The organism is Actinomyces urogenitalis DSM 15434 (assembly GCF_000159035.1).
GTDB lineage: Bacteria > Actinomycetota > Actinomycetes > Actinomycetales > Actinomycetaceae > Actinomyces > Actinomyces urogenitalis.
Window position 1 is genome coordinate 161,749 of record NZ_DS999574.1, and the last position, 15,456, is coordinate 177,204.

Here is a 15,456-nt window from a genome sequence, read left to right on the forward strand (position 1 = left end):
AGACACCGACGGAAACCCGGTGGAGGTCCTCCCGTCCCAGATTGGGGAGATCACCGTCGACACGCCAGGTGTCGACCACGTCGTCGAGACGCACGGGAAGGGGGCGCGGCGGCCAGGCAAGACCGAGTTCGAGACGTCCAACCCCGCCGCGATCGCCCAGGCCATCCACAACACGGTCCACGACCCGAAGGCGGTCTGGCGGCGCCGCGGCCTGCAGTACTCAGTAACGTCCGAGTCTTGCGGGTATCCGATCCGAGTTCTCACGTCCTACACCCCTGGACGGTTCGTATGGACCGGGTATCCTGTAAGGTCCGAAGCTTACCTAAGCAACCCGAAGAAGGAGGGGGACGGCAGTGACTGACGAAGATGCCCTAGCAGACGTTGTCTGGGCGTTCGCCCAGACAACGCTCCCTGATCAGTTCCCCGACAACGAGAGGTCTGGAGAAGCACCGGTAGACATTGCGCTAGCCCTTGGAGGGGCCGCGGACCACGACATCACGATTCCGGACTCCATAGTCGCGTCAGTGACCAAGTGCTTCGCCACCCGGGACGACTTTGACGCCCAGCAGGTTATGGCACAGCTCGCGAACGCCGTCCGAGTGACGGCCTAGACCCACACTTCTTGAAGGAGGCCCTGCCTGAAGCCAGGTGGAGCCTCCTTCACGTATCCACCACCTAGCCCCGTAGGCGAGACGCCTGCGGGGTTCTCTCATGCCCAGGAGGCACCCACCATGGCAGACGACGCCATCCAGACCACCGACGCTGACGTCAAGGAGGAGCCCAAGCCGACCCCGCCCTGGGGAAGCGACGAGGACTTCAACCCCGACAAGGCGTGGACGCTGATCCAGAACCTGCGCTCGGAGGCCGCCACCATGAAGGCTGCCTCGAAGGAGCTTCGCGAGAAGGTCGACGCCTTGACATCTGACCTCAAGGCAGCAGTCACAGGGCGCGACGAGGCGCTAGCCGCCTCCGCGCAGGCTGCTGAACTCCTGGCCAGGGAGACCGCCGGCCGCACCAAGGACAGGCTCCTGACTGCCGCAGGCCTGGACGCGTCCACCTACGCCCCCATGCTCACCGGCCAGGACGAGGAGGAATGGGGCGAGCAGGTCAAGAACCTGGTCGCCCTGCGCGACGAGCGTCGCACGCGCCTCAAGCCTGACCCGGCACAGTCCGCCACCACCCCAGCCGTCGACGACCGCACCGCCCAGGCGCACGCCATCTTCGGCTACTGACTCACCCCAGCCTTCAACCTGAGAGGACCCACTCATGGCCATCGGAACCAACGCAATGACCGTCGACTCCCTCGACAACCCTGCCGGCACCCTGCCCAAGGAGATCGTCGGAGAGATCTGGAAGGGCGTCCAGCACACCTCCGTCGTCCAGCGCGTGGCCGGAACCACCCTGGTCCCGATCACCGGCGGCATCACCTACATGCAGACCGGCGAGCTCGTCGCTGGCATTGTCGGCGAGGGCGAGGACAAGCCCATCACCTCCGGCAAGACCACCGCCAAGGCCTTCAAGCCGGTCAAGGCCGCCGCCATCGCCTACTGGTCCAAGGAGGCCCGCCAGGCCAACCCCGGCGGCTACCTCGACAACCTCGTCGAGGACCTGACCTCCGCCGTCGCTCGGGCGATCGACCTGGCTGTCATCCACGGCAAGGATGCTCGCACCGGCAACGCCATCGCAGGCGTGGAGTACCTGGCCCAGTCCACCAACGCGGTCGAGCTGGGCACCAACACCAAGACCAAGGGCGGCCTGAACGCCGACCTCCTCGACGGCTACGACAAGCTCGCTGCGAAGGACTTCAACCTGACCGGGTTCATCGCTGACCCGCGGCTGCGCTCCAAGCTGCTGCGGGCGACCGACACCCAGGGCCGCCCCATCTACCAGGCCTCCGTCAGCCTGCGTGACGCCGTGGACTCTGTCCTGGGACTGCCGATCGCGTACGGCCGTGGCGCGGTCGCCGGCAAGATCGGAGCGTCCACCGACACCGGGATCCGCGCCATCGGAGGTGACTTCTCGACCAACCTGCGTCTGGGGTTCGTCGAGAACATCACCTTCAAGCGCACCGACACCGCCACCATCGTCGACGGAGGTAAGACCGTCAACCTGTGGCAGCAGAACATGGAGGCGATCCTCGTTGAGGCCCAGTTCGGCTGGGTCCTGCGCGACAAGGACGCCTTCGTCCTGTACAAGGACGCCGTCGCCGACACCGAGGCCACTGCCGCCTGACACCCACGCGGGCGGGACCCCGGCTATCCGGGTCCCGCCCGCGTGCCCACCACGACCAGGAGGACGCTATGAGCACACTGTCCGCTCCTGCTGCCGCCGCTAAGGACGTCCAGGCGTCCCTCATGCGGAACCTGACCCCCGCGGAGTCGACGTATGTGGGCACCCTGCTGACCCGCGTCCACAACCGCATCGGCGCCCGCCTACCTGACCTGATCGACAGGGCCGACCGGGACGAGACGGTCGGAGCCCTGCTCGTCGAGGTCGAGGCTGAGGCGGTCGCCAGGGTGTTCCGGGCTGACGGGGCCATCTACACCAGCGAGTCCGAGGGCGAGTACTCCTACCGGCTCAACGACGCTGTCGCCTCAGCGGCCCTGCGGGTCACTGACGACGAGTGGGCACGCCTCGGTTCGCCCCTGTCGTCGGTGACGGTAGAGACGGACGGCTACCTCGCCGCCAGGCTGGCCGGCATGGTCCCACCTGACCGCCAGTTCCAGGTCTCCTGGCCGGGTCGGGGCTACCCGTCGGAGCTGCTGTGAGCAGGCTCGTCGAGCGCGGCCCGCACACGGTCACCGTCACACCGGCCCGTGTCGTGGACGACGGGCTCGGTCGTGTCACCGAGGCCGGCGAGCCGGTCACGGTGGCCGGGGTGATGGTCCAGCCGTCCTCCACGTCGGCCTCAGACCTGGCCAGGAGCCAGGTCGGCTCCACCTCCTGGAGGGTCATCGGCGCCGGCTCCTGGCCTGGCGGCCCCTACTCGACCATCACGGTCGATGCCGGTCCGCCCGGCACCCAGGGGAGGGCTTTCGACCAGGTCGGCGAGGCCCTGCAGCGCTCCTCAGGAGCCCGCACCAGTCATTTCGCCGTCACCATGGTCTCCCACGGCGCCGAGGCGGCCTGATGGCCCGGGTACTCAAGCGAGCCGAGAAGCTGGCCGCCAAGGCCGCCAGTCGCCAGCCTGCTTTCGCTGCCGAGGTGGCCAGGGTCGAGGCGCTAGTGCGAGCCGAGGCCGCTAAGCACACCGACACCGGCGCCTTCGCCGCCTCCATCCACGTCGAGCATGGGCGGATCGACAGCCACATCGTCTCCGACGACCCACTGGCCTGGCACAAGGAGTTCGGCCACCTGGCTGTCAAGGAGAGATCCCAGGCGGCTAGGTGGGTGCCCGGGACCTTCGCGTTCACCAATGCCGCGAGAAAGGCTGTCCGATGAGCCTGTCCACGCTGCGCCCGCTGCCCCTGATGGTCGAGCACGTCCGCGCCCTCGACCTGGCCGAGGTCGAAACCAGCCTCGGAACTGACCTGCCAGGCCGCCTGCCACTGATCCTGGTCGACGTGTCCGCGCCCGGCGTGGTCACCAACGGCGCCCCCGAGTGGTCGGCGTCCTTCCGCGCCACCCTCACTGCCGTCGCCCACGAGCGCGGGCGAGCACTCGACCTCGCCCACGACCTCCTTGACGGCCTGCTCGCCTCGTGGCGTGCCGGCCGCCGCACAGACCACGGGTGGGTCTCCCACCTGTCAGTGGTCGCCCTGCCCTACCCGTCGACCACTCCCGGCGCTGCCGGCCTGTGGTCCTTCAGCGTCGTTGTCGACGTCGTCGCCCGCCACTAGCCGCCACACCACCCGAGAGGACCTACCAATGGCTGCACCTACAGAGTCCGCCCCCACGATCGCCGGTATCGGCCACGTCTACGTAGCCGACCCTGACACCACCCCGCCCGCGGGGTTCCTCGACTCCTTCAAGTTCGACACCGGCTCGGCACCGAAGGGCTTCACCTGGCTGGGCGACACCTCATCCGAGACCCTCCCAGAGTTCGGGTCCGACGGCGGGGACTCCACCTCCAAGCGCACCTGGGACCGCAAGGACCTACGCGTCACCCGTGAGGACAAGACGCACACGATGACTATCGCGTCCGTCGCCTCGTCCGCAACGGCCATCGAGACCGCCTTCCCAGGCTCCACCTGGCGCGAGTCAGACAAGGCGTGGGACATCGACCTGGACGGGTCTGTCGAGAAGGCCGTCCTGATGGTCGTCGAGGACGGCACCCAGGCGTGCGCGCACCTGTTCCGCCGCGTCAGCCTCTCCGGGGCCCTGCCAACCCTGGACCTGGAGAACTTCTCCGAGATCTCCATCTCCGGCGCCATCATGACGCCCGCGTCCGGGGAGAAGAAGTACCGGTTCTATCCGCCGCGTGAGCGGACCGTCACCGGCGCGGCCGTCCGCAGCGCCAGCGAGTAGGACCCCACGACGCCCTCCCGCCCCGCCTGCTGCGAGGGGTGGCGGGACGGGAGGGCCGCCCCTCGCCCCCCACCCCTCGCAGACTAAGGAGCAGCCCTGATGGCTACCGACCGCAAGAGCCCACCCAGGAAGCCCGCCGACCACAAGGACCCCCAGCCGCGTTTCAGCGACGTCGAGGGGCACGAGCTCCTCAAGCCCTTCAGCAAGGTCAAAGGATCCGACCAGGCCCGCCTGATCGCCCGCCTACAGGCCATGGGCGTCCTTGAGGACTCCGACGAGGTCGACATCGACTTGGACCAGGCTGCAGACCTGATCGACTGGGTCGCCGAGCGCTTCGCCCCCGACATCGAGGCCTTCGACCGCTTCACCATGGGGGCCGGAGGCATGGAGCGGGCCCTCAACCTCGTGACCGCTTACGCCGGTGAGCTGGGAAAAGACGCCAGATAGCGGACTTCTTCGCAGAGCACGTCGAGGCGGTCGCGGACTTCTGGGCCCTGTACCGCCTCGACGTGTACCGCGATGAGATACCCGCTGACCTGATCCTCACCCTGATACGGGAGAGGCTGCCCTTCGAGCCCTACTCGATGCACCGGGCCAGGTGCCTGCTGGGCGGAGAGCAGTGGTTCGGCTGGTCCGTGGACACCACCAAGCTCGCTGACACCGCAGACGCAACCCTGCTAGGCGCCAAGGCCAGCGCGGTCAACCCGAAGGTCAGGCTCAAGCCCTCTGAGCGCTCCTCCCGGCCCAGCGCGCCGCCCCAGCGGCGCCCACGGTCCCTGATGGAGTCCTTCTCCTCCCTCCTGGAATGACAACTCAACAGATAGGTGGTGGCGCGCATGGCCGCTGGAAACGTCGGCAAGCTCTCCATCACCGTCTACCCGGACTCCAGGAAGTTCAAGGAGCAGCTCAAGAAGTCCCTGGAGCGGATCGAGAAGCAGGTCAAGGCCCGCATTGAGGTCATCCCCGTCCTGGACAGGTCCTCTATCGCTGACGTCCGCAAGGACCTCAGGGAGCGTCTGAAGGACGTCAAGACCACCGTCAAGGCCGACCTGTCGGCCTCGTCTCTCAAGGAGGTCAAGCACAAGCTTGACGATCTTGAGGGTGAGGCGACGGTCAACGCCGACCTGGACAAGGGGAAGGCTGCCGCCCAGCTCGCCTGGTTCGACCGCCCCCGCGTGGTGGAAATCAGGGCCAGGGTCTCGACCAGGTCCCTGGCCACCGCCAAGGCCGCGCTCATGGCCCTGTCGGGCGGCAACGTCATCAAGCGCCTGGGCTCAGGCCTGAGGAACCTGGGCTCCAACTTCGACCTGGTGTCCGCCAAGGCCGCCATGATGGGCCCTGCGATCCTCAACCTCGCGTCCGTGGCCATGGTCGCGGTAGGAGGTATCGCCTCGCTCGGCAACGGCCTGGCAGCCACTCTCCCGGTCCTCCTAGCAGCCCCTGGCGTGCTGGGGGCGTTCGCGGCCGGAGGCGGCGTCCTGGTCGCAGCCCTGGCGGACACCAAGGACGTCCTGGCGGACCTCGGCCCCGCTTTCACCAGCCTGCAGGACTCGATCAGTGCAGCCTTCTGGGAGCAGGCAGCGGACCCCATCAGGGACCTGGCCAAGGCGGCCCTGCCAGCCCTCCAGGGGCAGCTCAACGACGTCGCCGCCCAGTTCGGTCTCATGGGGCGGGCCGTCGCCTCCGCCGTCAGTGACCACATCCCAGGGTTCCAGGGCACCCTGCAGCACCTGTCCCAGGCGGTCAACATCGCCGGGGACGGTGTAGGGGCGTTCGTGGACGGCCTGCTCAGCCTGGGTGAGGTCGGAGCCTCATTCCTGCCCGCGATCGCCTCCAAGGCTAACGAGGTCGCATTCTCCTTCCAGGAGTGGGCCTCCAACGGCCTGGCTGACGGGTCGATCGCCCGATCCATCCGGGACGCCTGGAAGGCGGTCAAGACCCTCGGGGACCTGTTCGTGCAGGTTGGGGGGATCGTTTCCGCCGTCTTCACCGCTATCGGCAACTCTGGGCACGGAGCCCTGACGCCCGCCGTCGAGGCCCTGCGCCAGGTCAACCGGGCCCTGTCCATGCCTGGAGCCCAGGAGACCCTGACTAACACCTTCAAGGCTGCCCGAGAAGCCGTCTCCAGGCTCGGCCCCGGCGTGAGCCAGCTCTTGAGCGCATTCGGCGCCCTGGCGCCCGTCCTCCAGCAGATCCTGCCCCTGGCTGGGCAGATCGGGTCGGTCGCACTGGGGGGAATCGCCCAGGCGGCCCAGATGCTGATCGCGTCCGGAGGGCTGCAGGACTTCTTCCTGGGTGTCCGCTCCGCCGTCCAGGCCCTGGCTCCGACCATGCCGGCACTGGGCCGGGCGCTGGGTGCCGTGGCGTCCGTAGCGGGTGACCTGGTGGCGGCCCTGGGGCCTGTCATCGCACAGCTCGTGTCCTCCCTGGCACCGATCATCGTGGACCTGGCTGGTGCGCTCAGCCCGATCATCTCCATGCTGGGTGACGCCCTGGTGCCGATCATCCAGTCGCTCGCGCCGGTGATCGCCTCGGTCCTGTCCGTGCTCGCCCCGATCATCGTCCAGCTGGTCGACGCTCTGCTCCCGGTGATCGTGCAGATCGTCGAGATCGCAGCCTCCGCCCTGGTGCCCCTGATCGAGGCGCTCGCCCCTATCCTGCAGCTGGTGACTGACGCTATCGTCGCGATCCTTCCAGCCCTGACCCCGGTCCTGGACCTGCTGGGGCAGCTGATTGAGGCCGTCCTGCCCAACATCATCGCGGGCTTCCAGATGATTCAGCCTGTCATCGAGACGGTCTTCGGCGTGATGGTCCAGGTCATCCAGGCAGCCCTGGGGGTCATCGCAGGCGTCATCAACGTGGTGATGGGGCTCATCAACGGCGACTGGTCCCAGGTGTGGGAGGGCATCAAGCAGATCCTCTCCAGCGTGTGGGAGGGCATCAAGGCCATAGTCCAGGGGGCCATCAGCGTCGTCCAGTCGGTCATCTCAGCCGGCGTCAACCTGGTGCAGACCACCTGGTCCAACGTGTGGAACTCGCTGAAGTCTGTCGTCTCCGGAGTCTGGAGCAGCATCAGCTCCGCCGTGTCGGCTGGTGTCAACGCCATGATGTCGTTCATCCGCAACATCCCGTCCCAGATCCGGGGTGTCTTCGCGGGGGCCGGGTCGTGGCTGACTAGTGCTGGCCACCAGATCATCGACGGCCTGATCGGCGGCATCAAGTCCGCCTTCGACCGGGTCAAGTCGACCCTGTCGTCCCTGACCAGCCTCCTACCTGACTGGAAGGGGCCCGCACCGGTCGACAAGGTCATCCTCAAGCCTGCCGGCCGTCTGATTATCGGTGGCCTGGTCGACGGCATGGAGTCCCAGTACGCCAAGGTCGAGCGCTCCCTGGGAGGCCTGACCAACCGCCTGCCTGACGGCCTGGACCTGGACTCCGGTCGCGTGGCTCGCCCCGCGGCGGCGATGACCAACCACTTCGAGATCGTCAACCACGACCCCCAGGTGGCCGGCCGCTGGGTCGCCCAGGAGATTCGCGGCCTGATGGGAGTGAGCCGATGAGCGTCGTACAGCGAGTGACCATCATCGCCGAGGACTCCAGGACCATCACCCTGGACTCCTCACAGGCGACTGACGGGTGGGCCCTGGCCGAGCCCGGTGGAGGCAACATGGACGGCTGGTGGACTCCTCCGGCCCCGCGAGCCGAGGCCAAGGTGCGACCGCAGGCCGACGGCGCCTACGCCCCAGCCTCCCTCCTGGTTGGCGCGCGAGTCCTGACCATCGTGGCGCACCACGCCGCCGCCAGCGAGACCGACGAGCTCCAGGCCCGTGGCCTGGTGTCCGCCATCAGCCGTCAGTGGGTGCGGATCGTCGTCGAGGAAGTTGGACGCACTAGTCACGTCCGAGGCTTCCTGTCAGCCCAGGCCAAGACGACCCACTGGGATGACGACGGCTCGACCTGGTCCCTGATCTTCACCATCCCCGACCCGCTGATTTACGGGGGGCCTGGGGATGATGGGGATTTGTCGTCGTGGGAGTCGAGTGAGGGCGTGCGGCCCCTCAGCCCCGATGGCGGTCTGCTGTTCCCGCTGTTTGATCAGTCTCCGACTATGGAGGCGACCACGGGACCTGACCCGGTGATGGTCTTCACGGGGGCCAGGTCGTCGTCCCTGATCCTCACCAATACCGGGACGGCTGCGTCCTGGCCGGTGCTGGAGGTGGATGGCCCGGTAGGGCGGGCCTCATGGTCTATGGGGGATCAGGTGGTGGAGTGGGGTTCTCCTGTACCTGCGGGGGTGACGCTTCGCATCAGTACCTATGACGGTGCGGTGAGCATCGGCGGGGTCCGGTCGCGGCGGTCCGGGCTGGTGCGTGACAACTTCTTTCGTGTCCCGCCTGGTCAGTCGGTGATTGCGGTCGACAGCGACGTCCCAGCGCGAATGAGAGTGAGGTGGCTGTCAGCATGGACGTGATCGGAGTGTACGAGACGGTCACCGGCGCCCGCGTGGACACTGTGCCTGCATCCTCGTGGTCCTGGCGCCGTCAGGTCTCTGGGGCAGGGGCGCTGAGCGTGTCGGTGCCGATGAGCCTGGATACGCAGGGCATGGGGCTGCGTCAGCTGCTGGCGCCGTGGCGCACCACCCTGGCGGTGGTCGACACGTCCAGCAGGCGCGTGGTAGCAGCCGGCGTCGTGTACGCCCGCAGGTGGGACGCCGACAGTGGGGTGCTTGACGTGTCCTGCGCAGACCTGTGGGACGCGCTGACCATGAGACTGGCTCTCAGCCCGTCACTAGACGGCTTTACGGACGGTGCGCTGGAAAGCGCAGGCGGGAGGCTGCCTGGGGCATGGACCATGACCCTGAGCGGGTCACTGGCGGATATTGCCCGCGGCCTGGTCGCTCAGACGCTGAGGTCTGGTCCGCTGCCGGTCGTCCTGCCTGCGGTGACTGGGGGTACCCATGAGCGCACCTACCTGGGCGCTGATTTCGCGACCGTAGCGTCCCGGCTGAGTGAGCTCACCCAGGTGATCGACGGTCCGGAGATTATCTTCGACCCGCGCCTGGCTGGTGAGGGCACGTCCCTGTCCTGGCACATGCTCACCGGCACCCCGGAGCTGGTCAGCACCACCCATTCCTGGGACGCCCGCCGCAGGGCGGTCCCACTGATCGACCTGTCTGTGGAGGAGGACGCCTCCGACATGGTAGGTGACTCGTGGGCGCGCGGCGGGTCCCAGGAGGATCAGACGCTGATCGCCCACCACCACGACCGGTGGCTGGAGGAGCAAGGCTGGCCGCTGCTGCAGGCGGCAGACACCTCCCACTCCACCGTCTCTGACCTGGCCACGCTGCGGTCGTGGGCGCGTACCCCCACCGTCATGCGAGCCAGGTCCACCGAAGTGGTGTCGCTCAAGGTGAGGCGTGTGGACGAGGCGGGGTACCCGCTGGGCGACGCCGTCCTGCCCGGCGACCACGTCAGGCTCCGACATGACGACCCCTACCTCGGTTCCGGCACGATCGGCCTCAAGGTCCTGGAGACGTCCGGGGGCGAGGGCGAGTGGGTCACCTGCTCGTGCCGCGAGGCCATCACCGAGGCGGTGGGATGATGTCGCACACGTATAGACCGATACGCACAGTGGCTAGTGCAGTGCCAGACAGGCTCAAGACACTGTCCGACAGGGTGGACAACCTGTCAGCCATGACGTCCGGCCAAGTCCACGGCACCCTGGCGGAGCTAGGACGAGCGACAGCATCCTGCCCGACGCTACTGACCCTGCACCGTGAGAGCACGGGCTGGGCCCCCGGAGGCGATCTTGGGGCTGTCGCAGCGTCTGCCACGATCCAGGCGCCCAGAGGCAAGACGACCTGCCACATCATGGCTGGCATCACCGGCCTGGCCCCAGCAGACAGCCAGCAGGACGCCCCTCCTCCGACCGTGCGGGTCCGAGTCAACGGGGAGATCTCCCCGCCTCTGGCCTGCGTCCCTGCAGGAGCCGGCGGCTGGCACCTGCTAGGTACCCACACCGCAGTGATGGACGTGTCTCGTGCCGCAGCCGTGACTGTAGAGGTCCTGGTCTATGGCCAGGGCCCGTCCACAGGCACACGCATGAGCCTAGACGCGCTCATCGCCTTCATGCCGTGAAATATCAAGCCCTAAGATTGGAGTGGCGCAATGCAACCGTCAGCAAGCCGAGGGATCGTCGCAGGGTGGGATGAGGCCTCAGGCAGGCCCAAGGGGGTGGTCTCCGCAGCCGACCTGCGTGCAGCCCTGTCCATGATCGCTGACCGCCCCGGCATCGCCTACCAGGACAGAGCAGCCGACATCACCCTGTCTGCCACCTCCATGGCGATCTCCTGGACCGCTTTCAACGCTGTCATCCCCTCCCACGGCGGCGGCTGGTACACCCCACGTGTGGCCGACGGGACACAGACGCTAGCGATAGGCGACCAGACCCACCCACGCATCGACATCATCTGGGTACGTCAGCTGGACTATGAGGCCGACGCCTCCCACCCCGACAGCCAGGTGGAGGTCGGAGTCACCCGAGGCACCCCCTCGGCCACGCCCGCACCACCCGCCCCTCCCGCAGAGGCGCTAGTGGTCTTCACCGTCACGGTCCCGCGCGGGGCCACACGCGGGGTGGACATCGGCGCGTCGGGCGTGGTGCGCGCACCGTGGTCCTACCCTCCCGCGCCACCCGCCCCGGAGGTGCCGGTCAGCCGGGATGTCACGCACCTGCTCACGCAGGTCGACACTGCCGGCTGGGTCAAACCAGGGGACTGGAGAGCGCACCAGGTCGGCAAGGTCATCACCATCAACATCGTCCTGCGCGGCCCCTGGCAGGGGACGTCAGGATGGGAGGAGAAGAAGCTACTCTCCATCGACCCCTCTATCCGCCCCTACTACCCCGATCAGAGCCACGGCGTGATGTGCCAGGTCCCCACCTCCAGCGGGCAGGCGTGCTACCTCATCGCCAACGCTGACGTGCGCCTGGGGGTCAGAGGCGCCACCTCCTGGGGCGTCAACCCGGTGTCCATGTCCTGGGTCGTCAAGTAGACCCACCGACGGAAAGAGGAGACCACTGTGGCACAGGTGACCATCCTGCAACTGAACATCTGGATGTCCGGAACAAAGGTGCCAGACGGGATAGCCAGATGCGCCGACATCGTCCGCACCACCCATGCCGACGTCGTCATCACCAGCGAGTCCACGCCCCAGGCGGTTGAGGAACTGCGCCACCTCCTAGGAGACGGCTGGTACGCCGCCAGTGACCCAGCACGTAACGGTGTTCTCGCTAGATGGCCGGTCGCCAAGGTGGGGCGCAGCGACGACTATCTGGCGACACACGTCGCCCACCCTGGACGCACGCTCGCGGTCTACTCCATGCACCTGGAGTACGAGTACTACACGCCCTTCCTGTACAGGGGGTACGGGGGCTCCACCCGCTACCTGCCCTCCGGCAGATGGGGGTGGGGGCCTATGCCATCCCCAGTCCTGGACGAGGATGACCTCAAGCGCGTCAACGTCGAGTCAAGGCGACCGGCAGTAGGTGCGACCGTGGCAGCCATGATGCGAGCCGACACCACCGCGGGACGCGCCCCTGTCGCGGGGGGAGACTTCAACGAGCCCTCCCACCTGGACTACACCATCGACGCGATGTACGCCTTCGACCACATGGGCGTGACCCGCGTGTGGGAGACGACCAAGGCCTTCGCGGACAAGGGCCTCGCCGACACCTTCCGACAGGCCCATCCTGACCCGCTCACACACCCGGGTGTCACCTGGCCGGTAGCAGTGCCCGGACACGACCCAGGTGCCCTGTCATGGGCGCCGCTGGCAGACGTGCGCGACCGCATCGACGTCATCTTCCATGACCCAGCTGCCACCACCCTGCTGTCAGCACAATTGGTCGGCCCGTCGCAGTCGGTGTGCCGCACAGCGCGCGTGGACGAGACAGACAGCCCTGACTACCTCACCCTGCCCACCCCCTGGCCCACCGACCACAGAGGCAACCTGGTGCGCCTAAGCGTCTGAGTGGAAGCCCGGCACCAAGTACACCCCAGCCCGCTGACCTACACGAACCACTGAGCCCCACCGCCGTCACGGCGTGGGGCTCTTGTCATGCCCATCGAGGAGGAGCACATGACACAGATCGCCCCAAACTCTGCCGTGACAGACGTCCGGCAGAGCCCGAACTACTCGCCAGGCCGCCCGGCTGGCGCGCCTAATCAGATCGTGATCCACCACTGGGGTGTGGACGGGCAGACCCACCAGGGCGTGGTCGGCTACCTGTGTAGTCGCTCCAACCACGGTGCCAGCGCGCACTACGTCGCGTCCGCTGGCCGCGTCACGCAACTGGTGTCGGACCGTGACCGGGCCTGGCACGCCGGACCGTCCGGGAACCCTCGCGGCATCGGCATTGAGTGCCGTCCGGAGATGTCGGACGGCGACTTTGAGACGGTGGCGGGGCTGGTGGCCGCGATCCGCTCCGAGCACGGGGACCTGCCTCTGCGCGGGCACCGTGACCACATGTCCACCGCGTGCCCCGGCCGCTGGTACGCCAGGCTGCGGGACCTGGACGCCAGAGCCCGCCAGATCGCCGGCGGTGCAGCACCCGCCGCCCCGGCCCCCGCCCCTGCCGGTGGTGGGCTGGCGATGGACGGCGTGATCGGGTGGGCGTCCATCCGCGCCCTGCAGGCGGCTCTGGGCACGCCCGTGGACGGGGAGGTCTGGGGCCAGTGGGCGCCCAACCGGGTCTACGTCCCGGCTGCTGGCGGCGGCTGGGTGTGGGACCGCAGCGGCAGCGGCTCCGCCGTCATCCGCGCCCTGCAGGCGGCTCTGGGCGTGGGTGCGGACGGGCTCATCGGCCCGGACACGGTCCGCGCCTGGCAGGCCAGGCTCGGGGTCGCGGTGGACGGCTACCTGGGTGCTGTCACCGCGCGCGCGATCCAGACCGCCCTGAACGCCGGAAGGGTGTGGTGAACCATGGCCAAGCACCTCGACAACTACGGCTCCTCGACCTTCTGGGCGGGCGCGTGCGAGCGCGCCGCCAAGACCGCCGCGCAGACCGCCCTCGCCTCGATCGGGACGGCGACCCTCCTGGGGGACGTGCCCTGGCCTGCTGTGGCCTCCACGGTCGCCCTGGCCGTCATCGCCTCCGTCCTGACCTCGATCGCTGACCCTGCCCGGGCTGACACCGCCATCGCCACCGGACACGACGGGGAAGCGGGTGCCTATGCCTCCGTGGCTGACTGACTCCGTCATCGTCGCCCTCGTCGGCCTGGTCGGCGTAGGCATCGGAAACCTCACCAACCGGGCGAACCAGCGCGAGGTCGCCAAGGTCTCCTACCTGGACGCCACTGTGAAGGCGCTAACGACAACGGTGGACGCCCTCAACAAGCGGGTCGAGCAGTTGGAGAAGGCTCTGAGCGAGTCCGAGAAGGCCGAGGAGGAGGCCGAGCGGCTGGCTCGTCACGCACTGGAGTACGCCTGGGCTCTGCGCTCGTGGGGGCACAAACTCATGGAACTAGTCCCCACGTGCTCGGTGATCCCGCCCGAGCCCGACCCTCCTGAGCAGATCATCGACCACCTCTAGGCGATAGCGCCCCCACTGGCCGTGTGGCTGGTGGGGGCGCTACTCGTGTATCTACTGCTGGGCGACGTCTGGCGCCTCGATCTGGCGCTCCTCCAGGACCTCGCCCACGATCTCGTCCGGCGCCGCCTCGCTCTCGACCTTGGGTAGTGCCTGCGTGAGAGACAGGTCGATCGCACTCGCTGCCCCCGCGTACGCCTCGGGCGCGAGGTGCCCGTACACGTCGACGGTGGTCTGGATGGACTCGTGCCCTAGCCGCCTCTGGATCACAGGCAGGGGGATGCCGGCGGCGATCAGTGCTGAGGCGTGGGAGTGGCGCAGGTCGTGCACGCGCGGGGCAGGGTCGAGCCCCGAGGCGGCTACGGCGGGCTGCCAGACGCGAGCGTGGAAGGCACCCGAGGTGATCTGCTCCCCGTACGCGTTAGGGAACAGCAGCGCCCCGGGCTTCTTCTTTCGCGCCTGCTCGCGGAGTATCGGGATGAGGGAGGGCGGGACGGTGACGGTGCGGATTGACCGGCGGGTCTTGGGGGAGCCGAGGTAGGAGCCCTTCTTGCCCTCCTTCCACGCCTTGGTTACGCGGACCACCGGCTGGGCGGCGTCCAGGTCAAGGTCGGCCGGGGTGAGGGCGGTTGCCTCCCCGAAGCGCAGCCCCAGGCCGTAGAGGGTGGACACCAGCGGCTTGTGAGCGTCTGGGACGCAGTCGAGCAGGGTCGCGAACTGGGTGGGGGTAAGGAACACCTTGTCCCGCACGATGCCGTCGCGGGGGAGCTTCAGCCCCCTGGCGACGTTGGTCGGGATCGTGCCGGCCCTGACCTGGTGCTCTAGAACGGAGGAGAGGAGCGCCTGCGCTCCGCGCAGGGTCTTGTATGAGGGCGTACTTCCTTTGGTGCGTCCGCGCTGGACGGGGGTCTCGCGCTGCTTGGCGAGCCACTGGGTGACGACAGGGCGGGTGATGAGGTCGCAGGGCAGGTCCCCGAGGGTGGGGCGCAGGCGGGTGTTGGCGATCTGCTGGTAGCGGCGGATGGTGCCGGCGGTGACTGAGGCGCGCAGCTCGTCGAGGTGCTGGTCGATGGCGGTGTTGAGCGTGGGGACGCTGGTGCCCGACATGGTGGCCATGTCGCGGGCGGCTCGCGCAGCGGCGCCGCCAACCCTGTCGATGAGGGTGACGAACTGCTTAGCCGCGGGCAGTGTGTCGAACACCTCACGGGTGGGGCTGGATCCTGGGGTGGGTCTGAACTGGACGTCCCAGACGACCTGTCCGCTCTTCAGGCGGCGGGGTTTTGGGGTGATGGCCACGGTGTTCTCCTTGCTGCAGAGGAGCGGCTGACCCTCCCCTGTAGCAACGACCGTAGCGACGGGGTCCGACATTAATGCCGGATCGTTGAAATCCTGCGGATTTCT

At 68.0% G+C, this 15,456-nt stretch carries 21 protein-coding genes; 20 read left to right on the forward strand and 1 reads right to left on the reverse strand.

What is annotated here, in order from left to right:
• The 20 genes from HMPREF0058_RS00645 to HMPREF0058_RS00745 form a co-directional block, all read left to right on the forward strand.
• Positions 1-361: hypothetical protein (locus tag HMPREF0058_RS00645; RefSeq protein ID WP_169305798.1), on the forward strand; the 361-nt coding region annotated here is incomplete at its 5' end.
• Complete coding sequence (locus HMPREF0058_RS00650; protein WP_006547711.1) at positions 354-611, forward strand: hypothetical protein; 258 nt, start codon at positions 354-356, stop codon at positions 609-611. The genes HMPREF0058_RS00645 and HMPREF0058_RS00650, both read left to right, overlap by 8 nt.
• 120 nt (positions 612-731) lie before the next feature.
• Positions 732-1,232, forward strand: coding sequence for a hypothetical protein (locus HMPREF0058_RS00655; RefSeq protein WP_006547712.1), 501 nt, complete (start codon positions 732-734; stop codon positions 1,230-1,232).
• Between the two features lie 34 nt (positions 1,233-1,266).
• Positions 1,267-2,232: a phage major capsid protein gene (locus HMPREF0058_RS00660; RefSeq protein WP_006547713.1), complete on the forward strand. Its 966-nt coding sequence runs from the start codon at positions 1,267-1,269 to the stop codon at positions 2,230-2,232.
• A 68-nt stretch (positions 2,233-2,300) separates the two neighbouring features.
• The gene (locus tag HMPREF0058_RS00665) at positions 2,301-2,768 is read left to right on the forward strand and encodes a Gp19/Gp15/Gp42 family protein (RefSeq protein ID WP_006547714.1); all 468 of its coding nucleotides are present in this window, start codon (positions 2,301-2,303) and stop codon (positions 2,766-2,768) included.
• Positions 2,765-3,130, forward strand: coding sequence for a hypothetical protein (locus tag HMPREF0058_RS00670; protein WP_006547715.1), 366 nt, complete (start codon positions 2,765-2,767; stop codon positions 3,128-3,130). Before HMPREF0058_RS00665 ends, HMPREF0058_RS00670 begins: the two co-directional genes overlap by 4 nt.
• Positions 3,130-3,441, forward strand: coding sequence for a DUF5403 family protein (locus HMPREF0058_RS00675; protein ID WP_006547716.1), 312 nt, complete (start codon positions 3,130-3,132; stop codon positions 3,439-3,441). Before HMPREF0058_RS00670 ends, HMPREF0058_RS00675 begins: the two co-directional genes overlap by 1 nt.
• Positions 3,438-3,839, forward strand: a complete 402-nt coding sequence (locus HMPREF0058_RS00680; protein ID WP_006547717.1) for a hypothetical protein — start codon at positions 3,438-3,440, stop codon at positions 3,837-3,839. Before HMPREF0058_RS00675 ends, HMPREF0058_RS00680 begins: the two co-directional genes overlap by 4 nt.
• 28 nt (positions 3,840-3,867) lie before the next feature.
• A complete protein-coding gene (locus tag HMPREF0058_RS11605; RefSeq protein WP_006547718.1) occupies positions 3,868-4,467 on the forward strand; it encodes a phage tail tube protein in 600 nt (199 codons plus the stop codon).
• 99 nt (positions 4,468-4,566) lie between these two features.
• Positions 4,567-4,914, forward strand: coding sequence for a hypothetical protein (locus tag HMPREF0058_RS00690; RefSeq protein ID WP_006547719.1), 348 nt, complete (start codon positions 4,567-4,569; stop codon positions 4,912-4,914).
• Positions 4,915-4,976: 62 nt separating this feature from the next.
• Positions 4,977-5,276 carry a hypothetical protein gene (locus HMPREF0058_RS00695; RefSeq protein WP_006547720.1) on the forward strand — a complete coding sequence of 100 codons (300 nt, stop codon included), beginning with the start codon at positions 4,977-4,979 and terminating at the stop codon, positions 5,274-5,276.
• Positions 5,277-5,303: 27 nt separating this feature from the next.
• Positions 5,304-8,027 carry a phage tail protein gene (locus HMPREF0058_RS00700; RefSeq protein WP_006547721.1) on the forward strand — a complete coding sequence of 908 codons (2,724 nt, stop codon included), beginning with the start codon at positions 5,304-5,306 and terminating at the stop codon, positions 8,025-8,027.
• Positions 8,024-8,938 (forward strand): phage tail family protein, encoded by a 915-nt coding sequence (locus HMPREF0058_RS00705; protein WP_006547722.1) that lies wholly within the window; start codon positions 8,024-8,026, stop codon positions 8,936-8,938. The genes HMPREF0058_RS00700 and HMPREF0058_RS00705 overlap by 4 nt, the downstream gene beginning before the upstream one ends.
• A complete protein-coding gene (locus HMPREF0058_RS00710; protein WP_040319460.1) occupies positions 8,917-10,068 on the forward strand; it encodes a hypothetical protein in 1,152 nt (383 codons plus the stop codon). Before HMPREF0058_RS00705 ends, HMPREF0058_RS00710 begins: the two co-directional genes overlap by 22 nt.
• Before the next feature lie 269 nt (positions 10,069-10,337).
• Positions 10,338-10,604 (forward strand): hypothetical protein, encoded by a 267-nt coding sequence (locus tag HMPREF0058_RS12225; RefSeq protein WP_006547724.1) that lies wholly within the window; start codon positions 10,338-10,340, stop codon positions 10,602-10,604.
• Positions 10,605-10,634: 30 nt separating this feature from the next.
• Entirely contained in the window at positions 10,635-11,519 is an 885-nt protein-coding gene (locus tag HMPREF0058_RS00720) for a hypothetical protein (protein WP_141560438.1), read from the forward strand.
• Between the two features lie 27 nt (positions 11,520-11,546).
• Positions 11,547-12,497 (forward strand): endonuclease/exonuclease/phosphatase family protein, encoded by a 951-nt coding sequence (locus tag HMPREF0058_RS00725; protein ID WP_050765621.1) that lies wholly within the window; start codon positions 11,547-11,549, stop codon positions 12,495-12,497.
• A 108-nt stretch (positions 12,498-12,605) separates the two neighbouring features.
• Entirely contained in the window at positions 12,606-13,445 is an 840-nt protein-coding gene (locus HMPREF0058_RS11610) for a peptidoglycan recognition protein family protein (protein WP_050765622.1), read from the forward strand.
• Between the two features lie 3 nt (positions 13,446-13,448).
• Positions 13,449-13,718, forward strand: coding sequence for a holin (locus HMPREF0058_RS00740; RefSeq protein ID WP_006547728.1), 270 nt, complete (start codon positions 13,449-13,451; stop codon positions 13,716-13,718).
• Entirely contained in the window at positions 13,699-14,058 is a 360-nt protein-coding gene (locus tag HMPREF0058_RS00745; RefSeq protein ID WP_006547729.1) for a hypothetical protein, read from the forward strand. Before HMPREF0058_RS00740 ends, HMPREF0058_RS00745 begins: the two co-directional genes overlap by 20 nt.
• Before the next feature lie 51 nt (positions 14,059-14,109).
• Here the strand turns inward: HMPREF0058_RS00745 and HMPREF0058_RS00750 are convergent, their stop codons facing one another.
• Complete coding sequence (locus HMPREF0058_RS00750) at positions 14,110-15,351, reverse strand: tyrosine-type recombinase/integrase (protein ID WP_169305799.1); 1,242 nt, start codon at positions 15,349-15,351, stop codon at positions 14,110-14,112.
• Between the last annotated feature and the right edge of the window lie 105 nt (positions 15,352-15,456).